General features: G+C 71.4%; 23 protein-coding genes and 1 pseudogene. 13 read left to right on the top strand and 11 right to left on the bottom strand.

From position 1 onward, the window contains the following. Nucleotides 1-10: 10 nt before the first annotated feature. The gene (locus ACFY1P_RS04690) at nt 11-805 is read right to left on the bottom strand and encodes a phosphotransferase enzyme family protein (protein ID WP_390749693.1); all 795 of its coding nucleotides are present in this window, start codon (nt 803-805) and stop codon (nt 11-13) included. Between the two features lie 145 nt (nt 806-950). Then, the gene (locus ACFY1P_RS04685; RefSeq protein ID WP_361520597.1) at nt 951-1,529 is read right to left on the bottom strand and encodes a helix-turn-helix domain-containing protein; all 579 of its coding nucleotides are present in this window, start codon (nt 1,527-1,529) and stop codon (nt 951-953) included. 121 nt (nt 1,530-1,650) lie between these two features. Between ACFY1P_RS04685 and ACFY1P_RS04680 the strand changes: the two genes are divergently transcribed. Next, nucleotides 1,651-2,790 carry an FAD-dependent oxidoreductase gene (locus tag ACFY1P_RS04680; protein ID WP_390749807.1) on the top strand — a complete coding sequence of 380 codons (1,140 nt, stop codon included), beginning with the start codon at nt 1,651-1,653 and terminating at the stop codon, nt 2,788-2,790. Between the two features lie 7 nt (nt 2,791-2,797). Here the strand turns inward: ACFY1P_RS04680 and ACFY1P_RS04675 are convergent, their stop codons facing one another. Then, nucleotides 2,798-2,998 (bottom strand): hypothetical protein, encoded by a 201-nt coding sequence (locus ACFY1P_RS04675; RefSeq protein ID WP_390749692.1) that lies wholly within the window; start codon nt 2,996-2,998, stop codon nt 2,798-2,800. Between the two features lie 427 nt (nt 2,999-3,425). Here ACFY1P_RS04675 and ACFY1P_RS04670 point away from each other — a divergent pair, with 427 nt between their 5' ends. After that, nucleotides 3,426-4,742 (top strand): cytochrome P450, encoded by a 1,317-nt coding sequence (locus ACFY1P_RS04670; protein WP_390749691.1) that lies wholly within the window; start codon nt 3,426-3,428, stop codon nt 4,740-4,742. Between the two features lie 58 nt (nt 4,743-4,800). Here the strand turns inward: ACFY1P_RS04670 and ACFY1P_RS04665 are convergent, their stop codons facing one another. Then, nucleotides 4,801-5,409 carry a GNAT family N-acetyltransferase gene (locus ACFY1P_RS04665; RefSeq protein ID WP_390749690.1) on the bottom strand — a complete coding sequence of 203 codons (609 nt, stop codon included), beginning with the start codon at nt 5,407-5,409 and terminating at the stop codon, nt 4,801-4,803. 118 nt (nt 5,410-5,527) lie between these two features. On the opposite strand from ACFY1P_RS04665, the gene ACFY1P_RS04660 reads away from it, so the two are divergent. After that, nucleotides 5,528-7,087, top strand: coding sequence for an amidase family protein (locus tag ACFY1P_RS04660; protein ID WP_361520586.1), 1,560 nt, complete (start codon nt 5,528-5,530; stop codon nt 7,085-7,087). Between the two features lie 21 nt (nt 7,088-7,108). On the opposite strand, the gene ACFY1P_RS04655 is transcribed toward ACFY1P_RS04660, so the two are convergent. Further along, a complete protein-coding gene (locus tag ACFY1P_RS04655) occupies nt 7,109-8,230 on the bottom strand; it encodes a serine hydrolase domain-containing protein (RefSeq protein WP_390749689.1) in 1,122 nt (373 codons plus the stop codon). 387 nt (nt 8,231-8,617) lie between these two features. Between ACFY1P_RS04655 and ACFY1P_RS04650 the strand changes: the two genes are divergently transcribed. Beyond that, entirely contained in the window at nt 8,618-8,755 is a 138-nt protein-coding gene (locus ACFY1P_RS04650) for a hypothetical protein (protein ID WP_390749688.1), read from the top strand. A 127-nt stretch (nt 8,756-8,882) separates the two neighbouring features. Here ACFY1P_RS04650 and ACFY1P_RS04645 read toward each other — a convergent pair whose 3' ends face one another. After that, nucleotides 8,883-9,356, bottom strand: a complete 474-nt coding sequence (locus ACFY1P_RS04645; protein WP_361520578.1) for an Hsp20/alpha crystallin family protein — start codon at nt 9,354-9,356, stop codon at nt 8,883-8,885. A gap of 192 nt (nt 9,357-9,548) precedes the next feature. Between ACFY1P_RS04645 and ACFY1P_RS04640 the strand changes: the two genes are divergently transcribed. From ACFY1P_RS04640 to ACFY1P_RS04630, 3 genes and pseudogenes are all read left to right on the top strand, one after another. After that, a complete protein-coding gene (locus ACFY1P_RS04640; protein WP_361520575.1) occupies nt 9,549-10,214 on the top strand; it encodes an IclR family transcriptional regulator in 666 nt (221 codons plus the stop codon). 328 nt (nt 10,215-10,542) lie between these two features. Continuing rightward, nucleotides 10,543-10,920 (top strand): annotated as a pseudogene (locus tag ACFY1P_RS04635) (ornithine decarboxylase); the annotation flags it as partial. Beyond that, entirely contained in the window at nt 10,907-11,251 is a 345-nt protein-coding gene (locus ACFY1P_RS04630) for a hypothetical protein (RefSeq protein ID WP_390749687.1), read from the top strand. The pseudogene ACFY1P_RS04635 and the gene ACFY1P_RS04630, both read left to right, overlap by 14 nt. 83 nt (nt 11,252-11,334) lie before the next feature. Here the strand turns inward: ACFY1P_RS04630 and ACFY1P_RS04625 are convergent, their stop codons facing one another. Beyond that, nucleotides 11,335-12,003: a UdgX family uracil-DNA binding protein gene (locus ACFY1P_RS04625; protein WP_390749686.1), complete on the bottom strand. Its 669-nt coding sequence runs from the start codon at nt 12,001-12,003 to the stop codon at nt 11,335-11,337. A 155-nt stretch (nt 12,004-12,158) separates the two neighbouring features. Here ACFY1P_RS04625 and ACFY1P_RS04620 point away from each other — a divergent pair, with 155 nt between their 5' ends. The 6 genes from ACFY1P_RS04620 to ACFY1P_RS04595 are packed head-to-tail and all read left to right on the top strand — an operon-like array spanning nt 12,159 to nt 15,868. After that, the gene (locus tag ACFY1P_RS04620; protein WP_361520567.1) at nt 12,159-12,332 is read left to right on the top strand and encodes a hypothetical protein; all 174 of its coding nucleotides are present in this window, start codon (nt 12,159-12,161) and stop codon (nt 12,330-12,332) included. Further along, entirely contained in the window at nt 12,329-12,760 is a 432-nt protein-coding gene (locus ACFY1P_RS04615; protein WP_390749685.1) for a monovalent cation/H+ antiporter complex subunit F, read from the top strand. Before ACFY1P_RS04620 ends, ACFY1P_RS04615 begins: the two co-directional genes overlap by 4 nt. Next, entirely contained in the window at nt 12,753-13,007 is a 255-nt protein-coding gene (locus ACFY1P_RS04610; protein ID WP_361520562.1) for a hydrogenase subunit MbhD domain-containing protein, read from the top strand. The genes ACFY1P_RS04615 and ACFY1P_RS04610 overlap by 8 nt, the downstream gene beginning before the upstream one ends. Continuing rightward, nucleotides 13,004-13,741 (top strand): MnhB domain-containing protein, encoded by a 738-nt coding sequence (locus ACFY1P_RS04605; RefSeq protein WP_361520560.1) that lies wholly within the window; start codon nt 13,004-13,006, stop codon nt 13,739-13,741. The genes ACFY1P_RS04610 and ACFY1P_RS04605 overlap by 4 nt, the downstream gene beginning before the upstream one ends. Then, entirely contained in the window at nt 13,738-14,082 is a 345-nt protein-coding gene (locus ACFY1P_RS04600; protein WP_361520558.1) for a sodium:proton antiporter, read from the top strand. The genes ACFY1P_RS04605 and ACFY1P_RS04600 overlap by 4 nt, the downstream gene beginning before the upstream one ends. Nucleotides 14,083-14,089: 7 nt before the next feature. Further along, nucleotides 14,090-15,868, top strand: coding sequence for a complex I subunit 5 family protein (locus ACFY1P_RS04595; RefSeq protein WP_390749684.1), 1,779 nt, complete (start codon nt 14,090-14,092; stop codon nt 15,866-15,868). A gap of 23 nt (nt 15,869-15,891) precedes the next feature. Here ACFY1P_RS04595 and ACFY1P_RS04590 read toward each other — a convergent pair whose 3' ends face one another. The 4 genes from ACFY1P_RS04590 to ACFY1P_RS04575 all read right to left on the bottom strand — a co-directional run bounded on the left by ACFY1P_RS04590 (nt 15,892) and on the right by ACFY1P_RS04575 (nt 20,370). Beyond that, entirely contained in the window at nt 15,892-16,212 is a 321-nt protein-coding gene (locus ACFY1P_RS04590) for an STAS domain-containing protein (RefSeq protein ID WP_361520553.1), read from the bottom strand. Nucleotides 16,213-16,345: 133 nt separating this feature from the next. After that, a complete protein-coding gene (locus ACFY1P_RS04585; RefSeq protein ID WP_390749683.1) occupies nt 16,346-17,353 on the bottom strand; it encodes an SDR family oxidoreductase in 1,008 nt (335 codons plus the stop codon). Between the two features lie 69 nt (nt 17,354-17,422). Further along, on the bottom strand, nt 17,423-18,547 hold the full coding sequence (locus ACFY1P_RS04580; protein WP_390749682.1) for an enolase C-terminal domain-like protein: 1,125 nt from the start codon (nt 18,545-18,547) through the stop codon (nt 17,423-17,425). Next, entirely contained in the window at nt 18,544-20,370 is a 1,827-nt protein-coding gene (locus ACFY1P_RS04575) for a thiamine pyrophosphate-requiring protein (RefSeq protein ID WP_361520649.1), read from the bottom strand. Before ACFY1P_RS04575 ends, ACFY1P_RS04580 begins: the two co-directional genes overlap by 4 nt. Between the last annotated feature and the right edge of the window lie 132 nt (nt 20,371-20,502).

Below are 20,502 nucleotides of genomic sequence, written 5' to 3'. Positions count from 1 at the left end.
GCGGCGGTGCTCAGCCGGCGAGCAGGGCGTGCGTCCACCGGTCTTCGCGCTGTTCGATGTATTCCGCGTCACTTCGCCAGATGTCGCCGTGCCCTTCGGCCCACAGCGTGGCCCAGGGCTGATTGCCCCGGGCGGTCTCGTCGCGCAGGAAGTCGTGCATGGAGCGCGTGCGCCGCCCCAGCAAAGGGACCAGGTGACGGCGTTCCGCCTCGTCCAGCCCATAGGCGTCGGCGAAGATCCGGAGACGGTCCGCCGCGTCGGTGCGCTGCCAGGTGGGGTCCGCGGACAGCGGGACGAAGCCGTGTACGGCATAGGCGACGTCCCACAGCCGGGAGCCGGGTCCGGCCGTGTCCCAGTCGATGAAGGCCCATGCCTCCCCGCCGTCGGTCACGAGGTTCCACGGCGCCAGGTCGTGGTGGGCGATGATCTCGTCTCCCCCGGCGGGTCCCTCGGCGGGGACGAGGGCCTGCCACCGGGCGTCGGCCGGGGGCGTGAATCCCGCCACGGCGTCGTGGAAGTCCCTGATCAGACGGGCGGTGCGGGCCAGTTGTCGCGCGGGCTCCAGCAGGGCGAAGCGATCGGGCCAGACCGTGTTCCCCGGCATGAACGTCAGCACTTCCCGGCCGTGCTCGTCGATGCCGAGAGGGCGAGGGGCCGCCCGGAAGCCCGCCTCGTGGAGATGGGTGAGCAGTGCGTGCACCGCTGGAGTCCATGGTCCCGCTGGACGGCGGACGGTATCGCCGACGCGTACGACGCCGTCGCTGACGTTCCCGCCGGACAGGGGCTGCTCTTGATCGTTCCGCATGGGGCCACTCTGGGCGATCAGCCTCTCGCGGTCACCTCAATAAGGCCGGCGGGCCGGGCGGTCTTCTCGGGGGCGGCGGCGCATCGCCGCCTTTCGGGTGCGGCATCAGGGCTCGTCGTTCGGTTCATGCCGCAGGCGTGGGCGGTTAGGCCGGTGGCTCCCAGCCGCGCGCCAGGATGTCGAAGACCGCCTCGACGGCGGCCCGGTGGTCCTGGCGGGCGCGCGTGAGGGCCGGGATCTCAAGGACGAACCGGGCGAGAGCCGTGCAGGCGAGGTCGTCGTGGTCGGCGCCGACCTCGTCCGCGATGGCCGCGCTGAGGGAGTCGGTGTGGCGGGTCCACATGTGATCCGCGTACGCCCGCAACGCCGGGGTGGAGTCCACCAGTTCGGTGAACGCCTCCCACTGCGGATGTGTCGCGATCGGCAGCCAGGTGTCGAGGGCGTGCTGCCGGAGGGCGTCGAGGACGCTCTGCCCGGCGGCTCGCTGCCGCACCGCGGTGACCAATGCCGACTCCCGGTCCGCGTCCTGGTCGAAGACCAGGGCTTCCTTGCCGCTGAAGTGCTTGAACACCGTGGTCGTCGACACGTCGGCCGCGTCGGCGATGTCGCGGATGCTCACCTGGTCGTAGCCGCGTTCCAGGAACAGCCGCAGCGCGGCGTCGGCGATCGCTTGCCGGGTGGCGGCCTTCTTGCGTTCGCGGCGGCCGGGGGAGGGTTCGGTCATGCCTTGAGCGTACCCGAAAGTTGTGTCGATGAATAAGTTGACTCATTGCACTTTTCTACTCGGTCTGCTTTTCTGGGGCTGTCGACACCCTGCGTCGGCCTAAGGAGCACTCATGACACCCCTGCACTCGCCCGAACCCGCCCGCGCCCGCATCAGCGTCATCGGCGCCGGACCCGGCGGACTGGCCTGCGCCCGCATCCTCCAGCGGCACGGCCTCGCGGTCACCGTCCACGAGCGCGACCCGGGCCCCGACGCGCGTGACCAGGGCGGCACCCTCGACCTGCACGCCGACAACGGTCAGATCGCCCTGCGCGAGGCCGGCCTGCTCGACGAGTTCTTCGAACTGGCCCGTCCCGAAGGGCAGGAGATGCGGCAGATGGACCCGGCCGGCAGGATCGTGGCCCACCAGGTCCCGGAGGCCGGCGAACTCTTCAAACCGGAGATCGACCGCGGCCGGCTGCGCGACCTGCTGCTCGACTCCCTGCTTCCGGGGACCGTGCACTGGGGCCGCGCCCTCGACAAGGTCGGCGGCCCCGCCGACGGGCCCCGGCAACTGCACTTCGCCGACGGTACGACCGTCGAGGCCGACCTGGTCATCGGTGCCGACGGCGCCTTCTCCCGGGTGCGCCGGGCCGTGTCCTCCGCCGTCCCCGAGTACACCGGGGTGAGCTTCCTGGAGGCATGGTTCTCCGACGTGGAGAACCGGCACCCCGAGATCGCCGAGCTGGTCGGCCCCGGCAGCGCCGCGGCGGCCGACGGCGACCGCGGCCTGTTCGCCCAGCGCAACGGCGGAGGCCACATCCGCGTCTACGTCATCCGGCGCGTCCCGGCCGACTGGACCACCGTGAGCGGCCTGGACGCCGACGATACCGACGGCATCCGTGCCCTCGTGCTCGACGAGTACGCCCACTGGTCGCCCCGCATGCGCCGGATGATCACCGACAACGAGGGCCGCTACGTCGACCGCCCGATCTTCGCTCTCCCGGTCCCGCACGCCTGGGAACACCACCCCACGGTGACCCTGCTGGGCGATGCCGCCCACCTCATGCCCCCGCTGGGCGTCGGCGTCAACCTCGCCATGCTCGACGCCGCCGAACTCGCCCTGGCCCTGGCGCACGCCGCCACCGTCGACGACGCTGTGCGCACCTACGAGAAGACCATGCTCGCCCGCTCCATCGACACGGCCCGAGCCCTCGAGGGCGGCGCCGAGCACCTGCTGGCCGCCGACATACCGGACTTCGACGCCCAGCCCCAGGGGTAGACCGACGTCAGTCCTTTTGGAAGCACTGGATATAGGCATCACCACTGATGCCATAGGTGTACTCGGTGGTGTCGTGCGCCGGATACGGGTGTCGTACGACACGGATGGTGCGGAAGTGCGGGAGGTACTGCCGGCGCAGCTCCGGCCTGGTGCTGAAGAACGGGATGAAGACCCCGCCGGGGCGCAGGACCTGGACGACCTCCGGCATGGTCCTCGCCCACAGCTTCCAGGACGGTGTGGCTGCGGGGCGCGGCGTTGCCCGCGATCCGCAGGGCCGACAGGCCGAGTGTCCGGGTTCTGAGGTGGTGCCCGGCGCTGTCTCAGGTGCGGCGGGGGACGACTCCGAAGTGGCGCCGGGCCGTGGAGACAGCGAGGTCCTGCACGGCGAAGACCGTGCGGGCGCCCGGGAAATACGTTGGCTCGGGAGGTGGGGTGCCGCGGTCAACTCGTACATCGAACACCGCATATGACCGAAATGGGGCGGAGTGGCTCAGGTCGATACCGACATGGGGCCAGGTTCCGTCAGCCGGCGTCTGGCGCGATCACCGACGAGCTCGCACCCTGAAATCCGTGCAGGGCGAGCGCTGTTGTACGAAGGTGACGCGTGACCCGGACTTCCAGCGAGGAGGAACGCCATGGACATCCCCGGTCCCGAGCCCCAGGCGGACGGCGGGGTCGGTGCCGTCGCGGCGGCGGGCGGACTGCACCTCTATCAGTTACGGCTGCACGCCGAGTACGGGCCCGTCGTACGGTTCCAGCTCCCGGGCGCGGATACGGCCGTGTCGGTCGCCGACCCCGTACTGCTGGAGGCCACGGCCCGCTTGGACAAGCGGCCGGAGCGGTTGTTCGCGTTCCTCGCCCCGCTGTTCGAGGCGGGCAATGTGCAGGTGATGCCGGCCTGCGAGCACACCCCATGGCGGCGTCTGCTGCTGTCGGTGCTGGCCGGGCGGCCCTCCCACGAGCGGCACTTCGCGCGGTTCACCGAGCTGGTCACCGCGCTCGCGGATCGCTGGGCCGAGCGGGCCGGCCAGGGGCCCGTGGAGTTGCAGAAGGACCTCACCGCGCTGTCGCTGCGGATGATCTGCGAGTACGCGCTGGGCGGCGAGGCCGAGGACCCGGACCGCGTCGTCGCCGCCTTCGAGGAGGTGCTCACCGAACATCTGGGGCGGCTCTACCAGGCGCCGTCGCTGGGCCCGGGGGAGAAGCACGCCGAGCGGGCGGCGGAGGCTCTGGCCTACCTGCGAGCGGTGGTCGACCGGGTGGTCGTGGCGCACCGGGCCGGCGACCGCGCGGACCGGAGCGATCTCATCGGTGCGCTCATCGAGGCCGGTGAACGGCCCGCGCGGATCCGCGACACCGTGATGGTGGCGATGCTGGCCGCCCACCACACGACCGGGGTGGCCGTTTCCTGGACCCTGCACCTGCTGGGCCGGCATCCCGGAGCGGCCGGGCGCGTCGCCGACGAGCTCGACCGCGTGCTCGGCGACCGCGCGGCGCCCGCATACGCCGACCTGCGCCGGCTCACGTACCTGGAGATGGTGCTCAAGGAAGCGATGCGGCTCTACCCGCCCGGCCCGTACGGCGCGCGGGAGACGACCGAGGCCCTCGTCCTGGGCGACTACGAGCTCCCGGCCGGGACGACGGTCTTCTACCCGTTCTGGGCCGTCCACATGAACCCTGACCACTGGCCCGAACCCGAGAAGTTCGTGCCCGAGCGCTTCACCCCGGAAGAGACGGCCAAGCGGCCGAGGCTGGCCTACATCCCCTTCGGTCTCGGACCGCGCGGCTGCGAGGGCGCCGCCCTGGCCATGGTCGAGGCGGAACTGATCCTGGCCGTCCTGCTCAAACGCTTCCGGTTCCGGCCCGTGCCGGGGCACGAGGTGACCCCGGTCGAACGGTTCGTGCTCTGGGCGGCCGACGACATCCGCATGACTGTGAGCCCGCGGGCCTGAGGCGGGACCGGCAGCGCGGTCGGGGCGTGTGCTGCCGGTCTGCTGGCGTGAACCAGGGTCAGACGCCGACCGGCCGCCGCGGCTCGCGCCACATCGTCCACAGCGTCGGCCCGTCTCCCGGCAGAGGCAGCTCCTCGCACACTGTGAAGCCGAAGTGCTCGTAGAAGGGGAGGTTGGAGGCCTTGGAGGACTCCAGATAGACGGGCAGACCCGCCGTGTCGGCCTTGGCCAGCCCCGAGCGCAGCAGAGCGGCTCCCTGTCCCTGGCCCTGGGCGGCGGGGTCGGCGCCGATCAGCGCCAGGGACCAGTGCGGCTCCTGGGGCGTGTGCCCGGCGGCCGTCTCGACGGCGTCCCTGAACAGCCCGGCCCGGTCGCCGAGAATGTTCAGCAGCTGCTGGATGGTGTCCGCGTCGGGAACAGCCTTGGCCTGCGCCTCCGGTGGCACCCAGAAGGCGGCCGCGGCATCGGTGCGCTCACACACACCGTTGTGGACGTACTGCCGGGTGAAGATCGTGGTGAAGTAACTCCCCAGCGACCCCTCGCGCGAGGAGGCATCAGGAAAGAACCAGCGCATCATCGGGTCGTCGTCGAAGGCACGGGCCAGGGAACGACTGATGGACGCGGCATCGTCGATCACTGCGGTCTTCGGTATATTCGTCATCGCCATGCGTGCATTGTGCATGTAGTGATCTTGGGCGGCGCGGGTGGGCCCTGGTTCGCTGCCGATCGGCGAAGAGATGTGGCCCCCTTGCGCCGGGCCGTCGGCCTATAGTCCGCTGACCCTCATGAAAATGAGGAGCGTTGCCACACTGATCGCCATGCTGGTCGCGGGATCCCTGCTCGCCGGCGCGCCGTATCCGCGTGCGGAAGCCGCGGGAGCCGATTCCGGCGGGTCGCTTCCGAAACTGGGGGTCGACCTCGACACGGTGACCATCCCGGAGTTACAGGCTCGCATGGCCGACGGTTCGCTGAGCTCGTCCGCACTGACCGCCGCCTATCTGCGACGGATCAAGACCGTCAACCCCAAGATCAACGCGGTGCTGCACACCGACCCGACGGCTTTGCGCCAGGCGGCCGCCAGCGATGCCAGACATCGGCACGGCGCTGCCCGCGGGCCGTTGGACGGCATACCCGTCCTGCTCAAGGACAACGTGAACACCCGCGACATGCCGACGACGGCCGGCTCGCTCGCGCTGGCCGGCAGCCCGCCGGACACCGACGCCGCCCTGGTGATGCGGTTGCGGGACGCGGGGGCGGTGATCCTCGGCAAGACGAACCTTTCCGAGTGGGCGAACTTCCGCGCGGCGAAGCCGACATCGGGATGGTCGGCGGTGGGTGGGCAGACCAGCAATCCCTACGTACTGGACCGGAATCCGTGCGGGTCGTCCTCCGGTTCGGCCGCCGCGCTCGCCGCGTCGCTGTCGCAGGTGGCGATCGGCACGGAGACGGACGGCTCCATCGTGTGCCCGGCCGGGATGAACGGGATCGTCGGCCACAAGCCCAGCCTCGGGCTGGTGAGCCGAGCCGGAGTGGTGCCGATCTCCGCCGAGCAGGACACAGCGGGTCCCATGGCGCGCAACGTGACCGATGTCGCGCTCACCCTGTCCGTGCTGAGCGACGGCGCCTCGGACGGAGTGCCGCGCCCCGGCGGTCTGCGCGGTAAACGGATCGGCCTGTGGCGGCTGCCCTCGCTCGGGCCGGAGGTGGACGCCTTGATGACCCGTACGGCCGAGAAGCTGCGTGCCGCGGGGGCCGAGGTCGTCGAGGTGACGCCCCCGTACCAGAAGCGCCTCGCCGAGCTCGAGTATCCCGCGCTGCTGAGCGAGTTCCACCGGGACATCGACGCCTACCTCGCCACTCGCCACGGGCCGCGGAACCTCGCCGAGCTGATCGAATTCAACCGCACGCACGCCGCGGAACGGACCTGCTTCGCCGGCCAGGAACTCTTCGAGCAGGCTCTCGCGGCGCCTCCCGTCACCGACCCGAAGTACCGGGCCATGCGCGCGGAGCTGAAGGACCTGTCCCGCCGCTCGATCGACGAGACCATGGCCACGCACCACCTGGACGCCATCGCCTCCCCGACGAACCCGCCCGCCTGGACGACCGACTGCGCGCGTGGCGACAACGACGTGATCCCGTCCTCCACCCCCGCGGCCGTCGCAGGATACCCCTCCCTGTCGGTCCCGGCAGGCTTCGTGAACGAACTCCCCGTCGGCCTGCTCCTGATGTCGGGCGATCACCAGGACGCCGGCCTGCTGTCGCTGGGCGCGGCGGTGGAGCAACGCCTGGACGCCTGGCGGGCGCCGCGCTATCTGGCGTCGGTGGGACGGGATGTCATCCGGTGAAGGCGCCAGCAGGGGTTTCGGTCAGGGCGTCAGTGCCTCGTAGGCGGCCTGGAGAAGCGTCCGGCCGCGTGGGTCGGTGAGTCCGAGGTGGGTCATCCGGTTCATCACGTACGCGAAGGTCATGCGCGCGTCGAAGTCGTTGACGACCAGTGACCCGCCTCGGCCACCCCAGTAGCAGGTACGGAGGTTGGCCGTGCGGACCGGTGCGTCGTCGGCGGTGAGGGCGTAGCCCATGCCGAACCGCAGCGGGACGCCGAGCACGAGGTCGACGCCGTGGGACTGTTCGCGAAACACCGAGCGGCAGGTGGCTTCGGAGAGAAGGCGCGCCGAGGGCGTCCTGCCTCCGGTGGCGAGGACCGACTGCACTGCGGCTACGGATCGCGCGTTCCCATAACCCGCGGCGGCGGGGATCTCCGCACGGCGCCACTGGACGCTTCTGGTGTCCTGGGCGGTCACATAAGCGCCGACCGGGATGGCCACCCGTGGGTTGGCCGCGGGTGCGGGCGCGGTCGGCGGGATGACCTCGGAGACACGGTGATCGTGCTCGGCTGCGAGGCCGATGTGGAAATCGATGTCCAGCGGCCCGGCGATGTGGTCGGCGAAGAACGCGCCGATCGACTGCCCGCAGACGCGGCGCACGACCTCACCGATCAGGAAGCCATGCGTGAACCGGTGATAGCCGGACGCCGTGCCGGGCTCCCAGCGGGGTGCTTGGCGGGCCAGCAGGGTGGTGGCCTTTTCCCAGTCGCACAGATCGTCGAGCGCCATGGGCTGGTCCCAGTCGGGTAGGCCGGCGGTGTGGCCGAGCAGATGCCGGACCTCGATCCGGTCCTTCCCCTCGGTACGGAACTCGGGCCAGTATGCCGCGACCGGTGTGGACAGGCCGAGTTCGCCCCGGTCGACGAGGAGGAGAGCGCACAGCGTGGTCATCGTCTTGGTGATGGACCACACGTTGGTGACGGTGTCGCGCTGCCACGGTTCGGTACGCGCCTGGTCGGTGTGTCCGCCCCACAGGTCGACGACGGGTTCGCCGTCGAGGTAGACCGCCACCGAGGCGCCGACGTCCGCTCCGCCGCGCAGGGAGCGCACGAACTCCTCCCGTACGGCGCTGAACCGGTCGCTGCAACTGCCGTGAATCTCCATGCCGAACATGGTCGCCGATCTCGGACTGTCGCGGGCGGCTGATCCGGCCTGTGATCTGTTCCCGGCGCGCACGGCACGTGATCCGGGCGGTATCGGGGGAGGGAGCGTGAGCGCTGGACGACAGGCGCGAGGTTTCGGCTTCCTGTGGATTGCGTCCGGCGCTCGGTGCCGCCAGCATGTCGGGGTTGGCTTCCGCTGGAAGGGGGAGAAGTGATCTCTGTCAGAAGGAAGTTGTTCGCCGCGGGTATCTCTTCGCTGGCACTGGTGGCGGGAGCGGTCGCTCCCGCTGTGGCTGCTCCGGCCGGTCCGGCTGTGCATGCCTGCATCAAGTGGACCGACCATGCGGGCCCGGGGCATGCGGGTCGCGGGCATGCGAAGTGCGCGGGGATGAGGGTGTACGTGCAGACCACCGCCTACTGCCGTGACGGCAGCGTCTCCGTGAGCCGCTTCAACTGGGAGTACGCCAAGGCTGAGTGTCCGTACGCGACTGATATCGACAGTGTCGCTTACCGGACCAAGCGCTGAGCTGACGGCCGGGCGAGGCAGGGTCCGTGACGTACGGATCCTGCCTCACGGTTCTTTGTGACCCCAAGCGATGGTCGCCCCAGGGCCGATACGGGCCCCGGGCACCACGGTGGTGTGAGACGTGACGTCAGTCGACGCGGCGGACGGGAACGGTGCGCGTGGCCGGTTCCTCCCTGGTCGTGCGGGGAACGGTCACGGTGAGGATGCCGTCCCGGTATTCGGCCGTCGGGCCTTCTTCCGGAATCCGGAACGGCAATCGGACGGTGCGCTCGAACGAGCCGTAGCGGAATTCCGAGTGACTCTTGTCGTCCGTGCTCTCGGCGCGCTCGGCGCGGACGGTCAGAACGTTGCCCTCGACCGTGATCTCGACGTCCTTCTCCGGGTCGATGTCCGGCAACTCGGCACGCAACACATACTGCCCACTACCCTCTGTCACCTCGATCGGAATCACGTGGGAGTCCCGGGCGTGCCACGCCATCGGTACCTCGGGAAACCCCGATCCCAGCCATTCCATCAATTCCGGCAGCCCTGACCGGTGCCTGGATACCGACGAGCCCGTCATGACAGCCTCCTTTCCCGGCGGCATTCGGCCGTCGCTCATGACCTCCCTCCTTCCACCATCGCGCGTCGGCGCGGCCGGAGCGACTACGCGGCAAAGGCTTCGGCTGGGGTGGTCCCCGATTTCACCGTTCATTCCACCGGTCTTTCCACCGATCGGTGGACAGCGTCGGGCTCCTCGCCGTCCTAGCGTGGGGTGCACGCCTCCGATCCCGCACGGCGAGGAGATGCACAGATGCCCCATCACCAAGCGCCCGTCGGCCACACGGCCGCCCTGCTCGCACTGCTGGCCCGGCACCAGGACCGTGGTGTGTCCTCCCTCCACATGACAGCCGAACTCGGCCTCCCCGCCGGCACCGTACGGGATCTGCTGGACGATCTCCGGGCCGAGGGGCTGGTGGCCTACGACGGCGAGGCCGACAGCTACCGCCTGACCGAGGCCTTCCCGCCGGCAGGCGGTGTGCGCCAGGACTGCAACGACATCCGGGCCGCGGCCATGCCGTGGGCCGACAACCTCGCGGCACACAGCGGCATGAGCGTCCGCCTCGCCGTAGCGCACCCCGAGGGTGCGCAGGTCATCCACCACGTCTTCCGGCCGGACAACAGCCCGCAGCGGCTGACGACCGGCGCCGTACTGCCACCCACCAGCGCCGCGGCGCGGGTCCTTGAAGACCCGCACGACGGGCGGTGCGTCCTCGACACGGACACCGAGGAGCCCGAGCTCGCGTCGCTCGCGGTCACCGTTCCGTGCCGTGGCGTCACCGAAGAGGCCGCCCTGTTCATGACGGGACCACGCGGCGCGCTGGACCCGGCGAGGCCGGAGGCCGCCCGGCAGGAGACGCTGCTGCGCGACGCCGCCGCGACGATCTCCGCCGCGCTGGTACCGACTTCGGTGCGGTGACCCCTTCCGGGCGTTTCCGGGTACCCGGTCAGTGCGCCGCGGAGGACCGGGTCATCGGCCCAGGTGCCGGGTGGGCGATCATCCGGGCCGGCCTTGACGGAGCGGACCGCGGAGGATTCGACCCGTGGTGAGGCCGGGCCCGGACCGGGGGCGCATTCTCGCCATCGGCCCGGGTAGGCGGGAGGGAAGCACGGGCCCAGAGGCACCAGTTCCGGTTGCGGGCCCGCCCGCGATGAACAGATGGTGAGCTCTGGGAACCTCCTTCCTACGGCAGCACGGGAAGCACGGAAGGAGGGCCTCGGGTGCCGATCAGGGGAGCGGAGACTCGATGGACCACTCATGCGCACCCGTTCTGGAGGCGCTGACCGCGTACAGGGACGCGGGTCAGACCCCGTTCACGCCGCCGGGTCACAAACAGGGCCGCGGTGCCGATCCGGCGGTCCTGTCGGGGCTGGGCGAGGCCGTGTTCACCAGGGACGTGCTGGCGACGAGCGGCCTGGACGACCGCACGAGCTCGCACCGGATCCTGGAGCGGGCCCAGGAATTGATGGCCGACGCCGTAGGGGCCGAGCACACCTTCTTCTCCACCTGTGGCAGCTCCCTGTCCGTCAAGGCAGCGATGCTCGCCGTCGCCGGGCCCCACAAGGAGCTGCTGGTCGGCCGGGACGCCCACAAGTCGGTGTCACCGGGCGATGGATTACGGGGACAGTGACATCACCAAGGGCTTCGGGAACTGCACCGAGCCTGCCCGGAACACCTGCGCGGAGCTGAAGAAGGGGGCTGCGGACCGTGCCGCCCGCCGGCTCGGGGGCATGCTGTCCTGGACGACCACCTACAACGACCCCTGGTACGTGGACAAACTCCTCGGCGACGCCCGGGTGGACGGCATCATCGCCGGGTACGGGGCGTTCACCGGCGTGCGCGAGTACGACAACAGCTGGAAATGCGCCAACGCCATCAAGCTCATCCGTGACTGGGTCGGCCACCACAGCACCACCCACCGCATGGCCACCAGCAAGGACCGTCTCTTCAAGTAACAGAACCCGCAGGACCCTTCGGGTCGTCGGCCGGCACCCCGGCCGACGGCCCATCCGATCCACCGAAGGCCGCTCGAAGCCCGTCAGCCCAACAGCCGGCCCGCGAGCTTGAGGTCCGTCACCAGCCCTCCGTACATCTCGGCGCGGCTCGCGTCGTCCGCCCGTAGCACCGCGGAGGGGTGGATGGTGGCGACCAGCACTCCCTCGTCCTCCTCCGATCCGTCAAGGGACGGCAGCGGCTGTGCCACGCCACGCTGCTGGGTCACCCGGAACGAGGAGCCGAGCAGGGCCTTCCCGGCGATCGCGCCGAGCGCGACGACCACCTCGGGGTCGACGAGACGCAGCTCGGCGGCGAGCCACGGCTTGCACGCGCTGATCTCCCGCAGGCTGGGCGCCTTGTGGATGCGGCGTTTGCCGCGCGCCGCCTGTTCGAACTTGAAGTGTTTGACGGCGTTGGTGACGTACGTGTCGGCGGGGTCGATCCCCGCCTCGCCGAGCGCCCGTTCCAGCACGCCGCCTGCCGGGCCGACGAAGGGCTTCCCCTGCCGGTCCTCCTGGTCGCCGGGTTGTTCCCCGACGAGCACCAGGCGCGCCGAGGCCTCACCGGAGCCGAAGACCGTCCGGGTCGCCTCGCGGTGGAGGGGACAGCCCTGGCAGCCGTCGGCCGCGGTCCGCAGGGCGCGCAGGTCGGCGCCTTCGGGGACGTACGGTCCGGCGTCGTAGCCCTCGGGTCCCTCTGACCCCTTCGACAACGTCTCTCCCGCCCGTGCAACGGAACGCGTAGGTGGTTTCCAGTCTCGCCTCCCGCGCCCCCACCGGTGGACGACACGCCCCGGCCGGTCCCGGCACACCGCCACCTGGTGGCCGATACTGGGGCGTTGCGGTCGGAACCGGAGGTGAGGCGAGGGTGCGTGACGTCCTCAGGGGCGCGCTGGAGGGCCTCGGGTGGTGGGCCGGTCTCCTCGCGCTGTGGGTCACGCTGATCGGGCCGGTCGACACGCTGGAGCTGGCGGTCGGCGCGGGGTCCGCGCTGGTGGCGGCCTGGGCGGCCCGGAGCGCGCGGCGGGCGGCGGCCGGATGAACTGGTGGCTGGGCGCCGCGGCCCTGCTCATCGCCGGCGGTCTGGGGTCGAGCCTGTGGGGCGCCGCCTTCGGCGCGGCCGGGCGGCGGGTCGTCGCCCAGAACATGGCGACGCTGCTGCTGTGCCTGGTCTTCCTGCTGCTGGCACAGGGGTACGGGCGCCCGGCGTACGTCGATCTCGCGCTCGTCGTCTCCGTGCTGGGGCCGGCCGGGACGCTGGTCTTCGCCCGCCTCCTCCTCGACGGCGGCGGGGGCGACCCGCCCGGCGTGCGCCGGCTGACCCCCCTCGTCGTGGTCGGCGTGCCCGCGACCGTCGTCCCGCTGTGCCTGGTGACGGCCCCGGGGCGGGCGATGATCAAGGTGATCGTCATCGGGGCGCTGCTGGTCGCCGGCGGGATGGTCACGACCCGGGCGGTGCGGAGTGGATGACGCGCTCCTCGTCCTCTCGCTGCTGTTCGTGGCGGCCGCCGCGACCGCCGCCGTGCTCAACCGGGACCCGGCCCGCCAGGCCGTCGTGCTCTCCCTGCTGGGCCTCGGCCTCGCCGTCGCCTTCACCGTGCTCCAGGCACCCGACGTGGGGCTCTCCCAGCTCGGTGTCGGCTCGGCCCTCACCCCGCTGATGATCCTGCTGACGGTGCGCAAGGTGCGGCGCGGATCCGGGAAGCGGCGGGAATGAGCCGTCGTGTGCGCATGTGGGTCCTGGCCGCCGGGCTGCTCGCGACAGCCGCGCTGCTCGCCGCGGCATGCCTGGACCTGCCGCGCTTCGGCGGTGCCTGGCACCCCTACGGCGACCGGGCGGTCGAGGCGTCCCTGCGACGGCACACCGCGAACACCGTCTCCGGCGTGAACTTCGACCAGCGCGCCTTCGACACGCTCGGCGAGGAGAGCATCCTCTTCTCCGCCGTCCTCGGCACGGTCCTGCTGCTCCGGCAGACCCGCGACGAACACCGCGAGGCCCCGCGCCCGGTGCCGGTGCCCCGCACGCTGCGCCGCTACGGCCTCGTCGCGCTGCCGGTCACCCTGCTCATCGGCCTGTACGTGATCGCGCACGGCCAGCTCAGCCCCGGCGGCGGCTTCCAGGGCGGCGTCGTCGTGGCCACCGCGTTCCACCTGCTCTACGTCAGCGTCGACTACATCGCCCTGGAGCGCGTCCGGCCCGTCGGCCTCTACGAGATCGGTGACGCCCTGGGCGAGGTGGCGTACGTCCTGCTCGGCGTCGGCGGGCTGCTCGCCGGGTCCGCCTATTTGGCCAACTTCCTGCCGTACGGCACCTTCAACACCCTCTCCTCCGGCGGAACCGTCCCCTTGCTCAACGCGGCCGTCGGCGTGGAGGTCGCCTCCGCGGTCGTCGTCCTGCTCTCCCACTTCCTGCGCCAGGCCCTGGAGATCGAGAAGGGCGACAAGACATGAGCGTGTTCCCCTATCTGACGGCCGGGTGGATCTTCCTGATCGGCGTGTACGGCCTGGCCACCAGCCGCGACCTCGTGCACGCCGTCGGTTGCCTGTCGGTGGCGCAGTCCTCGACCTATGTGCTGCTGCTGGCCGTCGGCTACCGCCGGGGCGGGACCGCGCCGGTCTTCTCCGACGCGCCGACCGGCACCCGGGTGGTCGATCCGGTCGTGCAGGCCCTGACCCTCACCGATGTCGTCGTCGGTGCCACGGTGACCGCGCTCCTGCTCGCCCTGGTCGTCCAGACCGCCAAGCGGCACGGCACCACCGATCCCGACGAGCTCTCCGCGCTGAGGGGGTGAGGAATCGGTGGACCGGCTGCTTCCTTTGATCGTGGCGGTGCCCCTGTTCGGCGCGGCCCTGCTGTCCGGCGCCGGGCGGCGGATGGCGCGGCCGGTCGCCGAGACCGTGGGGTGTGTCTGTGCCGCGGCCACGGCCGGGCTCGCCCTGGTCCTCCTCGCCCGGGGGCCCGCGGTGTCCTGGGTCGGCGGGTGGCGGCCGAGCCACGGGCACAGCGTCGGGATCGTGCTCGTCGGCGACCGGGTGGGGACGGGGCTGGCGGCGCTGACCTCGGTGCTCGTCACGGCCGTACTCCTCTACTCCTGGCGGTACTTCGACGAGCAGCCCCACGGCCACCCCGGCGCCTACCCCGCGCTCGTCCTGCTCTTCCAGGCGGGCATGTGCGGCTTCGCCCTCACCGGGGACCTCTTCGACGCGTTCGTGTTCTTCGAGCTGATGGGCGTCGTCGGCTACGCGCTCACCGGATACCGGGTCGAGGAGGCCCGGCCGGTCCAGGGCGCCCTCGCCTTCGGCTTCGTCAACTCCCTCGGCGGATACGCCTCGTTGCTCGGCATCGCCCTGCTGTACGCCCGCACCGGGGAGCTCGGCATGGCCCAGGTCGGCAGAGCGCTGGACGCCGGACCCCGGCACGACGCGCTCGTCGTCGCCGCGTTCGTCCTGGTCCTGACGGGGCTGCTGGTCAAGGCGGCGGCCGCGCCCTTCCACTTCTGGCTGCCGGACGCGCACGCGGTGGCGCCCACCCCGGTGTGCATGCTGCTGTCCGGGGTGATGGTGGAGATGGGCGTCTACGGCGCCGCCCGCGTCCACACGACCGTCTTCGCCGGTCCCGGGGGCATCCCGGCGGAGGACTTCCGGCGGGTCCTCCTCGTCCTCGGCGTGGCCACCGCGCTGGTGGGCGCGGTGATGTGCTGGCAGCAGCGGCACGTGAAGCGGCTGCTCGCCTTCTCCACCGTCGGGCACACCGGGCTGTTCCTCGTCGGGCTCGCCGGGGCCTCGCGGGGCGCGGCGGGCGTCTGCCTGTACGTGCTGGGACACACCGGCGTCAAGGCCTCGCTCTTCGCCTGCACCGGTGTGCTCCTCGACCGGCACGGCAGCGTCGACGAAGGCGAACTCCACGGCCGGGGACGGGACATGCGCGGACTCGGCGCGCTCTTCGCCCTCGGTGGTCTCGCGCTCGCCGGGCTGCCGCCCTTCGGCACGGCGCTGGGCAAGGCGCTGGCCGAGGAACACTCCGGGGGCTTGCTGTTCCTCTTCGTCCTCGTGTCGGCGGTCACGGGCGGCGCGGTGCTGCGCGTGGCGGCCCATGTCTTCCTGGGGGCGGGGGAGAAGCCCCGGACGACGACGGGCCCGGAGACCCGGGGCGACGAGGAACCGGAGACCGGGCGGGCGGTGTGGCGCCTGCCCCGGCCCATGGTGGCGGTGGCAGCGCTGCTGCTGGCGGGCGCACTGGCCGTGGGCACGATCCCCGGGGTGGCCCGGGCCGTGGACGTCGCCGCCTGGGCGTTCACCGATCACGCGGGCTACGCCGGCGCCGTCCTGGACGGGCGGCACATCACGGCCCCGCACATGCCGCACACGTGGTGGAGCCCGGCCGGGGCCGGCCTCGGTCTGTTGTCCGCCGCGCTCGCCGTGGGGCTGGCCGTGCTGGCGGTGCGCGAGGCTCTCCCGTCAGGGCGCTGGGCCACTCCGCTGCGCCGGTTGCACTCGGGGCACGTCGGCGACTACGCGACGTGGACGGTGGCCGGGATCGGGCTGATGGCGGCGCTCACCCTGTGGCCGATGGGATGATGGTCCGTCAAATATCGTGTCTGTTATGTCGGTTGAGGGAGGCCCAGGATGGCATCGACACCGACGACGTCGAAGAGGCGGGCCACTATCGGAGCGCGTACTCCTGACACCGTCAGGGTCGCGCCTTCCCCGGCGGCGCGGCGGCGAGCCTGGAGCAGCACGTTCACGCCGGCGCAGCCGCAGAAGGAGACCTGCGTCAAGTCGACGGTGACCAGCTCCGGGCCGGTCTCCAGGCACCGGCACAGGGTTTCCGAGAGCCGGGGCGCATTGCAGTGGTCTATCTCGCCGGACAGGAACACAGTGACGTGTCGTTCTTCGAGGACGGTCCGCTGCTGAAGCGTCATCGCCCGCACCCGCCGTCAAGTCTGTTCTTCGCGAGCGACGCCCGCGCTTCCACGACACCGTCCATGCTCTGCACCTGCCCGGCCTGGCGGACCTCAACCTCGCGACAGGCAACGGCGGGCAGGCGCGCCGTGGTCATTTCCGCACGAGGCGGCGCGTCAGGGCCGTGGCGCCCAGCGCGGTCAAAGAGGCCAGGGCGGCCGCGCGGACGGGGTGCTGGGAGCACCACAGCTGGGGGGAGCGGCCGTGGGCCTGGCGGTCGAAGGAGCCGTGGGCGCCGAAGTCGTGGCCGTCGGTGTCGTCCAGCGGGTGCCAGAGGTTGTCGGGACGCCCGGGGTCGTCGGCCTGCTCGGTCTGCTGGGAGCCGTACCCCGTACGGGCGAGGTAGCGGTCGAGGAGACCGGCGGCGACCTTGTTGCCCAGGATGGTGGCGACGGTGCTGGCGCCGACGTAGAACTGCTTACGGGTGGGGTGGTCCGCGGCGTGGAGCACGGCGCGGGCCGCGACTTCGGGCTGGTAGATCGGCGGGACCGGCTGGGGGCGCCTGGGCAGGCGCGAGAGGACCCAGGAGAACTGCGGGGTGTTGACGGCCGGCATCTGGACGACGGTGATGCGCACATTGCTGCCCCGGTGCATGAGCTCGGTGCGCACCGATGAGGTGAAGCCGTTGACGGCGTGCTTGGCACCGCAGTAGGCGGACTGCAAGGGGATGGCCCGGTAGCCGAGGGCGGAGCCGATCTGGACGACGGTGCCGTGGTCCTCGGGGAGCATGCGGGTGAGCGCGGCGCGGGTGCCGTTGACGAAGCCCAGGTAGGAGACCTGGGTGACCCGGGCGTACTCCTCGGGCGTGATCTCGGTGAACGGCGCGAAGACGGAGGTGAAGGCGACGTTGACCCATACGTCGATCCTTCCGAAGGCTCGCACGGCGGCGTCCGCCGCCGCTTCCACCTGGCCGTGGTCCGCCATGTCGGTGGGCACCGTCAGTGCCTTTCCGCCGGCTGCCTCGACCTCGCGGGCGGCGGCGGCCAGGCCGGACCGGCCGCGGGCCAGCAGGACGACGTTCGCTCCGCGCGCGGCGAACGCCCGGGCGGTGGCGCGGCCGATGCCCGCGCTGGCACCGGTGATGACGACGGTCTGTTCCATGGTGCCTGCCTTTCCTCGTCGACCAGGGATCACTTGTTGTCCTTCTCCCGGGCTCCGGGCGACCGGGCCTCAGGCGACGCGGTAGCGCTCCGCGTCCCGGCGGCGCAGGGTGAGCCCGTGCCCCGCGGCGCCCGATGCCCCGGGCCGGATCGTCCCGCCACTCGGATCCAGTACGCCGTCGAAGAAGAGCCTCTCGATCCGGACGTGGTCGTGGAACCATTCGAGGTGACGGAGGTTGGGCACCGAAGCGGCCGCGTGGGCGTGCACATGGGGCGCGCAGTGGCCGGAGATCGCCAGCCCTGCGGCCTCCGCGAGGGCCGCGGCGCGCAGCCACACGGTGATGCCGCCGCAGCGGGTCGCGTCGGCTTGCAGGCAGTCCACGGCCTCCGCCGCGAGCATGTGCCCGAAGTAGGGGAGGGCGTAGCCGTATTCGCCGGCGGCGACATCCAGGGGCACGGCGGCCCGGACGTGTCCCAGGCCGGTCAGGTCGTCGGAGGAGACGGGTTCCTCGAACCAGGTGACGCCCTCGGCGTCGAGATGCGGGGCGAGACGGACGGCCTGCTTGCGGGTGTAGGCGCCGTTGGCGTCGACGTAGAGCTCGGTGTCCGTGCCGATGCTCCGGCGCGCCCGTGTGACGCGCTCGCGGTCGCGCTTCTCGGCCCGCCCCCAGGACTCACCGATCTTGATCTTGACGCGTGGAATGCCCTGCTCGGCCACCCAGGCGCGGAGTTGGGCGTCCTGTCGCTGATCGTCATAGGTGGTGAAGCCACCACTGCCGTAGACGGGAACCTCACCGGGGCCCGCGCCCAGCAGCCGGACGAGAGGGAGGCCCAGCAGCCGCGCCTTGAGGTCCCACAGCGCGATGTCGACGGCGGAGAGGGCCCCGGCGACCAGGCCGGGCCGTGCCGCGTTGCGTACGGCCCGGCTCATCCTCTCGTTGGCGGCCGGGATGTCCCAGGCGCGGTGGCCCCTCACGAGGCCGGCGAGCTGCTGGTCGATGACCTGGGCGGTGGCGGGTGCGCCGTAGGTGTAGCCGAGGCCGGTGACGTCACCGCACTTCACCTCGGCCAGCACCAGCGTCGTCGAGTCCCAGGTGAGGGTGCCGTCGCCTTCGGCCGCGTCGGTGGGCACGGTGTAGACGGCCGTCTCGACGCTGTCGACCGCCGGCTCCGTGCCACCTGCCCCGCCGGTCACTTGCCGTCCGGGCTTCCTGACGCGCCCGGCCGGTCCTCGCGGTGGCGGTGGCCGGGAAGCATCTCCTGGACCTTCGCCTTGAAGCCCTGCCGGATCATTCCCGCGCGGTCGCTGTCGCCCTTGATGATCGAGGCGGCCGCCGCCTCGATCTGGTCGAGGCTGGCGTGCGGCGGGATCGGGGGCACGGCCGGGTCGGTGCGGAAGTCGATCACGAACGGCCGGTCGGCGCCCAGGGCCCGCTCCCAGGCGGCCACGACGTCGCCGGGCTTCTCGACCCGCACGCCGTCGAGGCCGATGGAGCGGGCGAAGTCGGCGTAGGGCACATCCGGGATGGACTGGGAGGGCAGGAACTGCGGGGCCCCGGACATCGCCCGCATCTCCCACGTGACCTGGTTGAGGTCCTGGTTGTTCAGCACCGCGACGATCAGCCGCGGATCCTGCCACTCCGACCAGTACTTGGAGGCCGTGATGAGCTCTGCCATGCCGTTCATCTGCATGGCCCCGTCCCCGACGATCGCGAGCGCCGGGCGGTGCGGGTGGGCGAACTTCGCGCCGATGACGTAGGGCACGCCCGGGCCCATGGTGGCGAGCGTGCCGGACAGCGAGCCGCGCATGGCGCCGCGCATCCGCAGGTGACGCGCGTACCAGTTCGCCGCCGAACCGGAGTCGGCCGCGAGGACCACGTCGTCCGGCAGCAGCGCGTCGAGGGCGTGCACGACGTACTCCGGGTTGATGGGTTCGGCGTCCACGGCAGCGCGCCGCTCCATGACCTCCCACCAGCGGGCCGTGTCCTTCTCGATCTTCTTCCGCCACGACCCGTGGTCCTTGCGCTTCAGCAGCGGAAGCAGCGCCTTGAGCGTCTCCTTCGCGTCCCCGACCAGATTGACCTCGAAGGGGTAGCGCAGGCCGACCATGGAGGGGTCGACGTCGATCTGCACGGCGCGGGCCTGGTCGAGCTCGGGCAGGAACTGCGTGTAGGGGAAGCTGGAGCCCACGACGAGGAGGGTGTCGCAGCCCTGCATCAGCTCGTACGACGGGCGGGTGCCGAGCAGACCGATCGAGCCGGTCACGTACGGCAGGTCGTCCGGGAGCGCGTCCTTGCCCAGCAGCGCCTTGGCCACCCCGGCCCCCAGGGTGTCGGCGAGCTCCTGGACCTCGGCCCGCGCACCGCGCGCGCCCTGCCCGATCAGGACGGCGACCTTCTTGCCCGCGTTGAGGACCTCGGCGGCCCGCTCGACATCCTCGGGCGCCGGGACCGGCGCGTACGAGGACATGCCCAGGCTGGAGGGCACCATCTTGAAGGCGTGGGTGGGCGGGGAGTAGTCCAGCTCCTGCACGTCGGCGGGGATGACGACCGCCGTCACGGTGCGCTTGGCGTAGGCGGTCCGCATGGCCCGGTCGAGGACGTTGGGCAGCTGTTCGGGGACCGTCACCATCTCGCAGAACTCCGAGGCGACGTCCTTGTACAGAGACAGCAGGTCGACCTCCTGCTGATAGGAGCCGCCCATCGCGCTGCGGTTGGTCTGCCCCACGATCGCGACGACCGGCACGTGGTCGAGCTTGGCGTCGTAGAGCCCGTTGAGCAGATGGATCGCCCCGGGGCCGGACGTCGCCGCGCACACCCCCACCTTGCCGGAGAACTTGGCGTACCCGACGGCCTCGAAGGCCGACATCTCCTCGTGCCGGGACTGGATGAACCGGGGCTTGTCGTCCGCCCGGCCCCAGGCGGCGAGCAGGCCGTTGATGCCGTCACCCGCGTAGGCGAAGACGTGCTCGACCTCCCACTCGCGCAGCCGCCGCAGGATGTAGTCGGACACCTTGATCGACTTGATCGACACGAAGTTTCCTTTCGTCGCACTCGGGTCGTGGATTCCGGGCGGGCCGCGTCGAGGGAACCGTAAGGAGCCGGGCGGCCCCGCGGGCGGACGACGCGGGCCCCGGGTGCCGGGCCCGCC

The organism is Streptomyces sp. NPDC001407 (assembly GCF_042895325.1).
Lineage (GTDB): Bacteria > Actinomycetota > Actinomycetes > Streptomycetales > Streptomycetaceae > Streptomyces.
This window is presented reverse-complemented; position numbering and strand designations above follow the sequence as displayed.

What these genes read in the sequence shown, in the direction of transcription:
- ACFY1P_RS04690 (WP_390749693.1), bottom strand. Translation starts at nt 805, where the DNA reads ATGCGGAACGATCAAGAGCAGCCCCTGTCCGGCGGGAACGTCAGCGAC.
- ACFY1P_RS04685 (WP_361520597.1), bottom strand. Translation starts at nt 1,529, where the DNA reads ATGACCGAACCCTCCCCCGGCCGCCGCGAACGCAAGAAGGCCGCCACC.
- ACFY1P_RS04675 (WP_390749692.1), bottom strand. Translation starts at nt 2,998, where the DNA reads ATGCCGGAGGTCGTCCAGGTCCTGCGCCCCGGCGGGGTCTTCATCCCG.
- ACFY1P_RS04670 (WP_390749691.1), top strand. Translation starts at nt 3,426, where the DNA reads ATGGACATCCCCGGTCCCGAGCCCCAGGCGGACGGCGGGGTCGGTGCC.
- ACFY1P_RS04665 (WP_390749690.1), bottom strand. Translation starts at nt 5,409, where the DNA reads ATGGCGATGACGAATATACCGAAGACCGCAGTGATCGACGATGCCGCG.
- ACFY1P_RS04660 (WP_361520586.1), top strand. Translation starts at nt 5,528, where the DNA reads ATGAAAATGAGGAGCGTTGCCACACTGATCGCCATGCTGGTCGCGGGA.
- ACFY1P_RS04655 (WP_390749689.1), bottom strand. Translation starts at nt 8,230, where the DNA reads ATGGAGATTCACGGCAGTTGCAGCGACCGGTTCAGCGCCGTACGGGAG.
- ACFY1P_RS04650 (WP_390749688.1), top strand. Translation starts at nt 8,618, where the DNA reads ATGAGGGTGTACGTGCAGACCACCGCCTACTGCCGTGACGGCAGCGTC.
- ACFY1P_RS04645 (WP_361520578.1), bottom strand. Translation starts at nt 9,356, where the DNA reads ATGAGCGACGGCCGAATGCCGCCGGGAAAGGAGGCTGTCATGACGGGC.
- ACFY1P_RS04640 (WP_361520575.1), top strand. Translation starts at nt 9,549, where the DNA reads ATGCCCCATCACCAAGCGCCCGTCGGCCACACGGCCGCCCTGCTCGCA.
- ACFY1P_RS04630 (WP_390749687.1), top strand. Translation starts at nt 10,907, where the DNA reads ATGGATTACGGGGACAGTGACATCACCAAGGGCTTCGGGAACTGCACC.
- ACFY1P_RS04615 (WP_390749685.1), top strand. Translation starts at nt 12,329, where the DNA reads ATGAACTGGTGGCTGGGCGCCGCGGCCCTGCTCATCGCCGGCGGTCTG.
- ACFY1P_RS04605 (WP_361520560.1), top strand. Translation starts at nt 13,004, where the DNA reads ATGAGCCGTCGTGTGCGCATGTGGGTCCTGGCCGCCGGGCTGCTCGCG.
- ACFY1P_RS04600 (WP_361520558.1), top strand. Translation starts at nt 13,738, where the DNA reads ATGAGCGTGTTCCCCTATCTGACGGCCGGGTGGATCTTCCTGATCGGC.
- ACFY1P_RS04590 (WP_361520553.1), bottom strand. Translation starts at nt 16,212, where the DNA reads ATGACGCTTCAGCAGCGGACCGTCCTCGAAGAACGACACGTCACTGTG.
- ACFY1P_RS04585 (WP_390749683.1), bottom strand. Translation starts at nt 17,353, where the DNA reads ATGGAACAGACCGTCGTCATCACCGGTGCCAGCGCGGGCATCGGCCGC.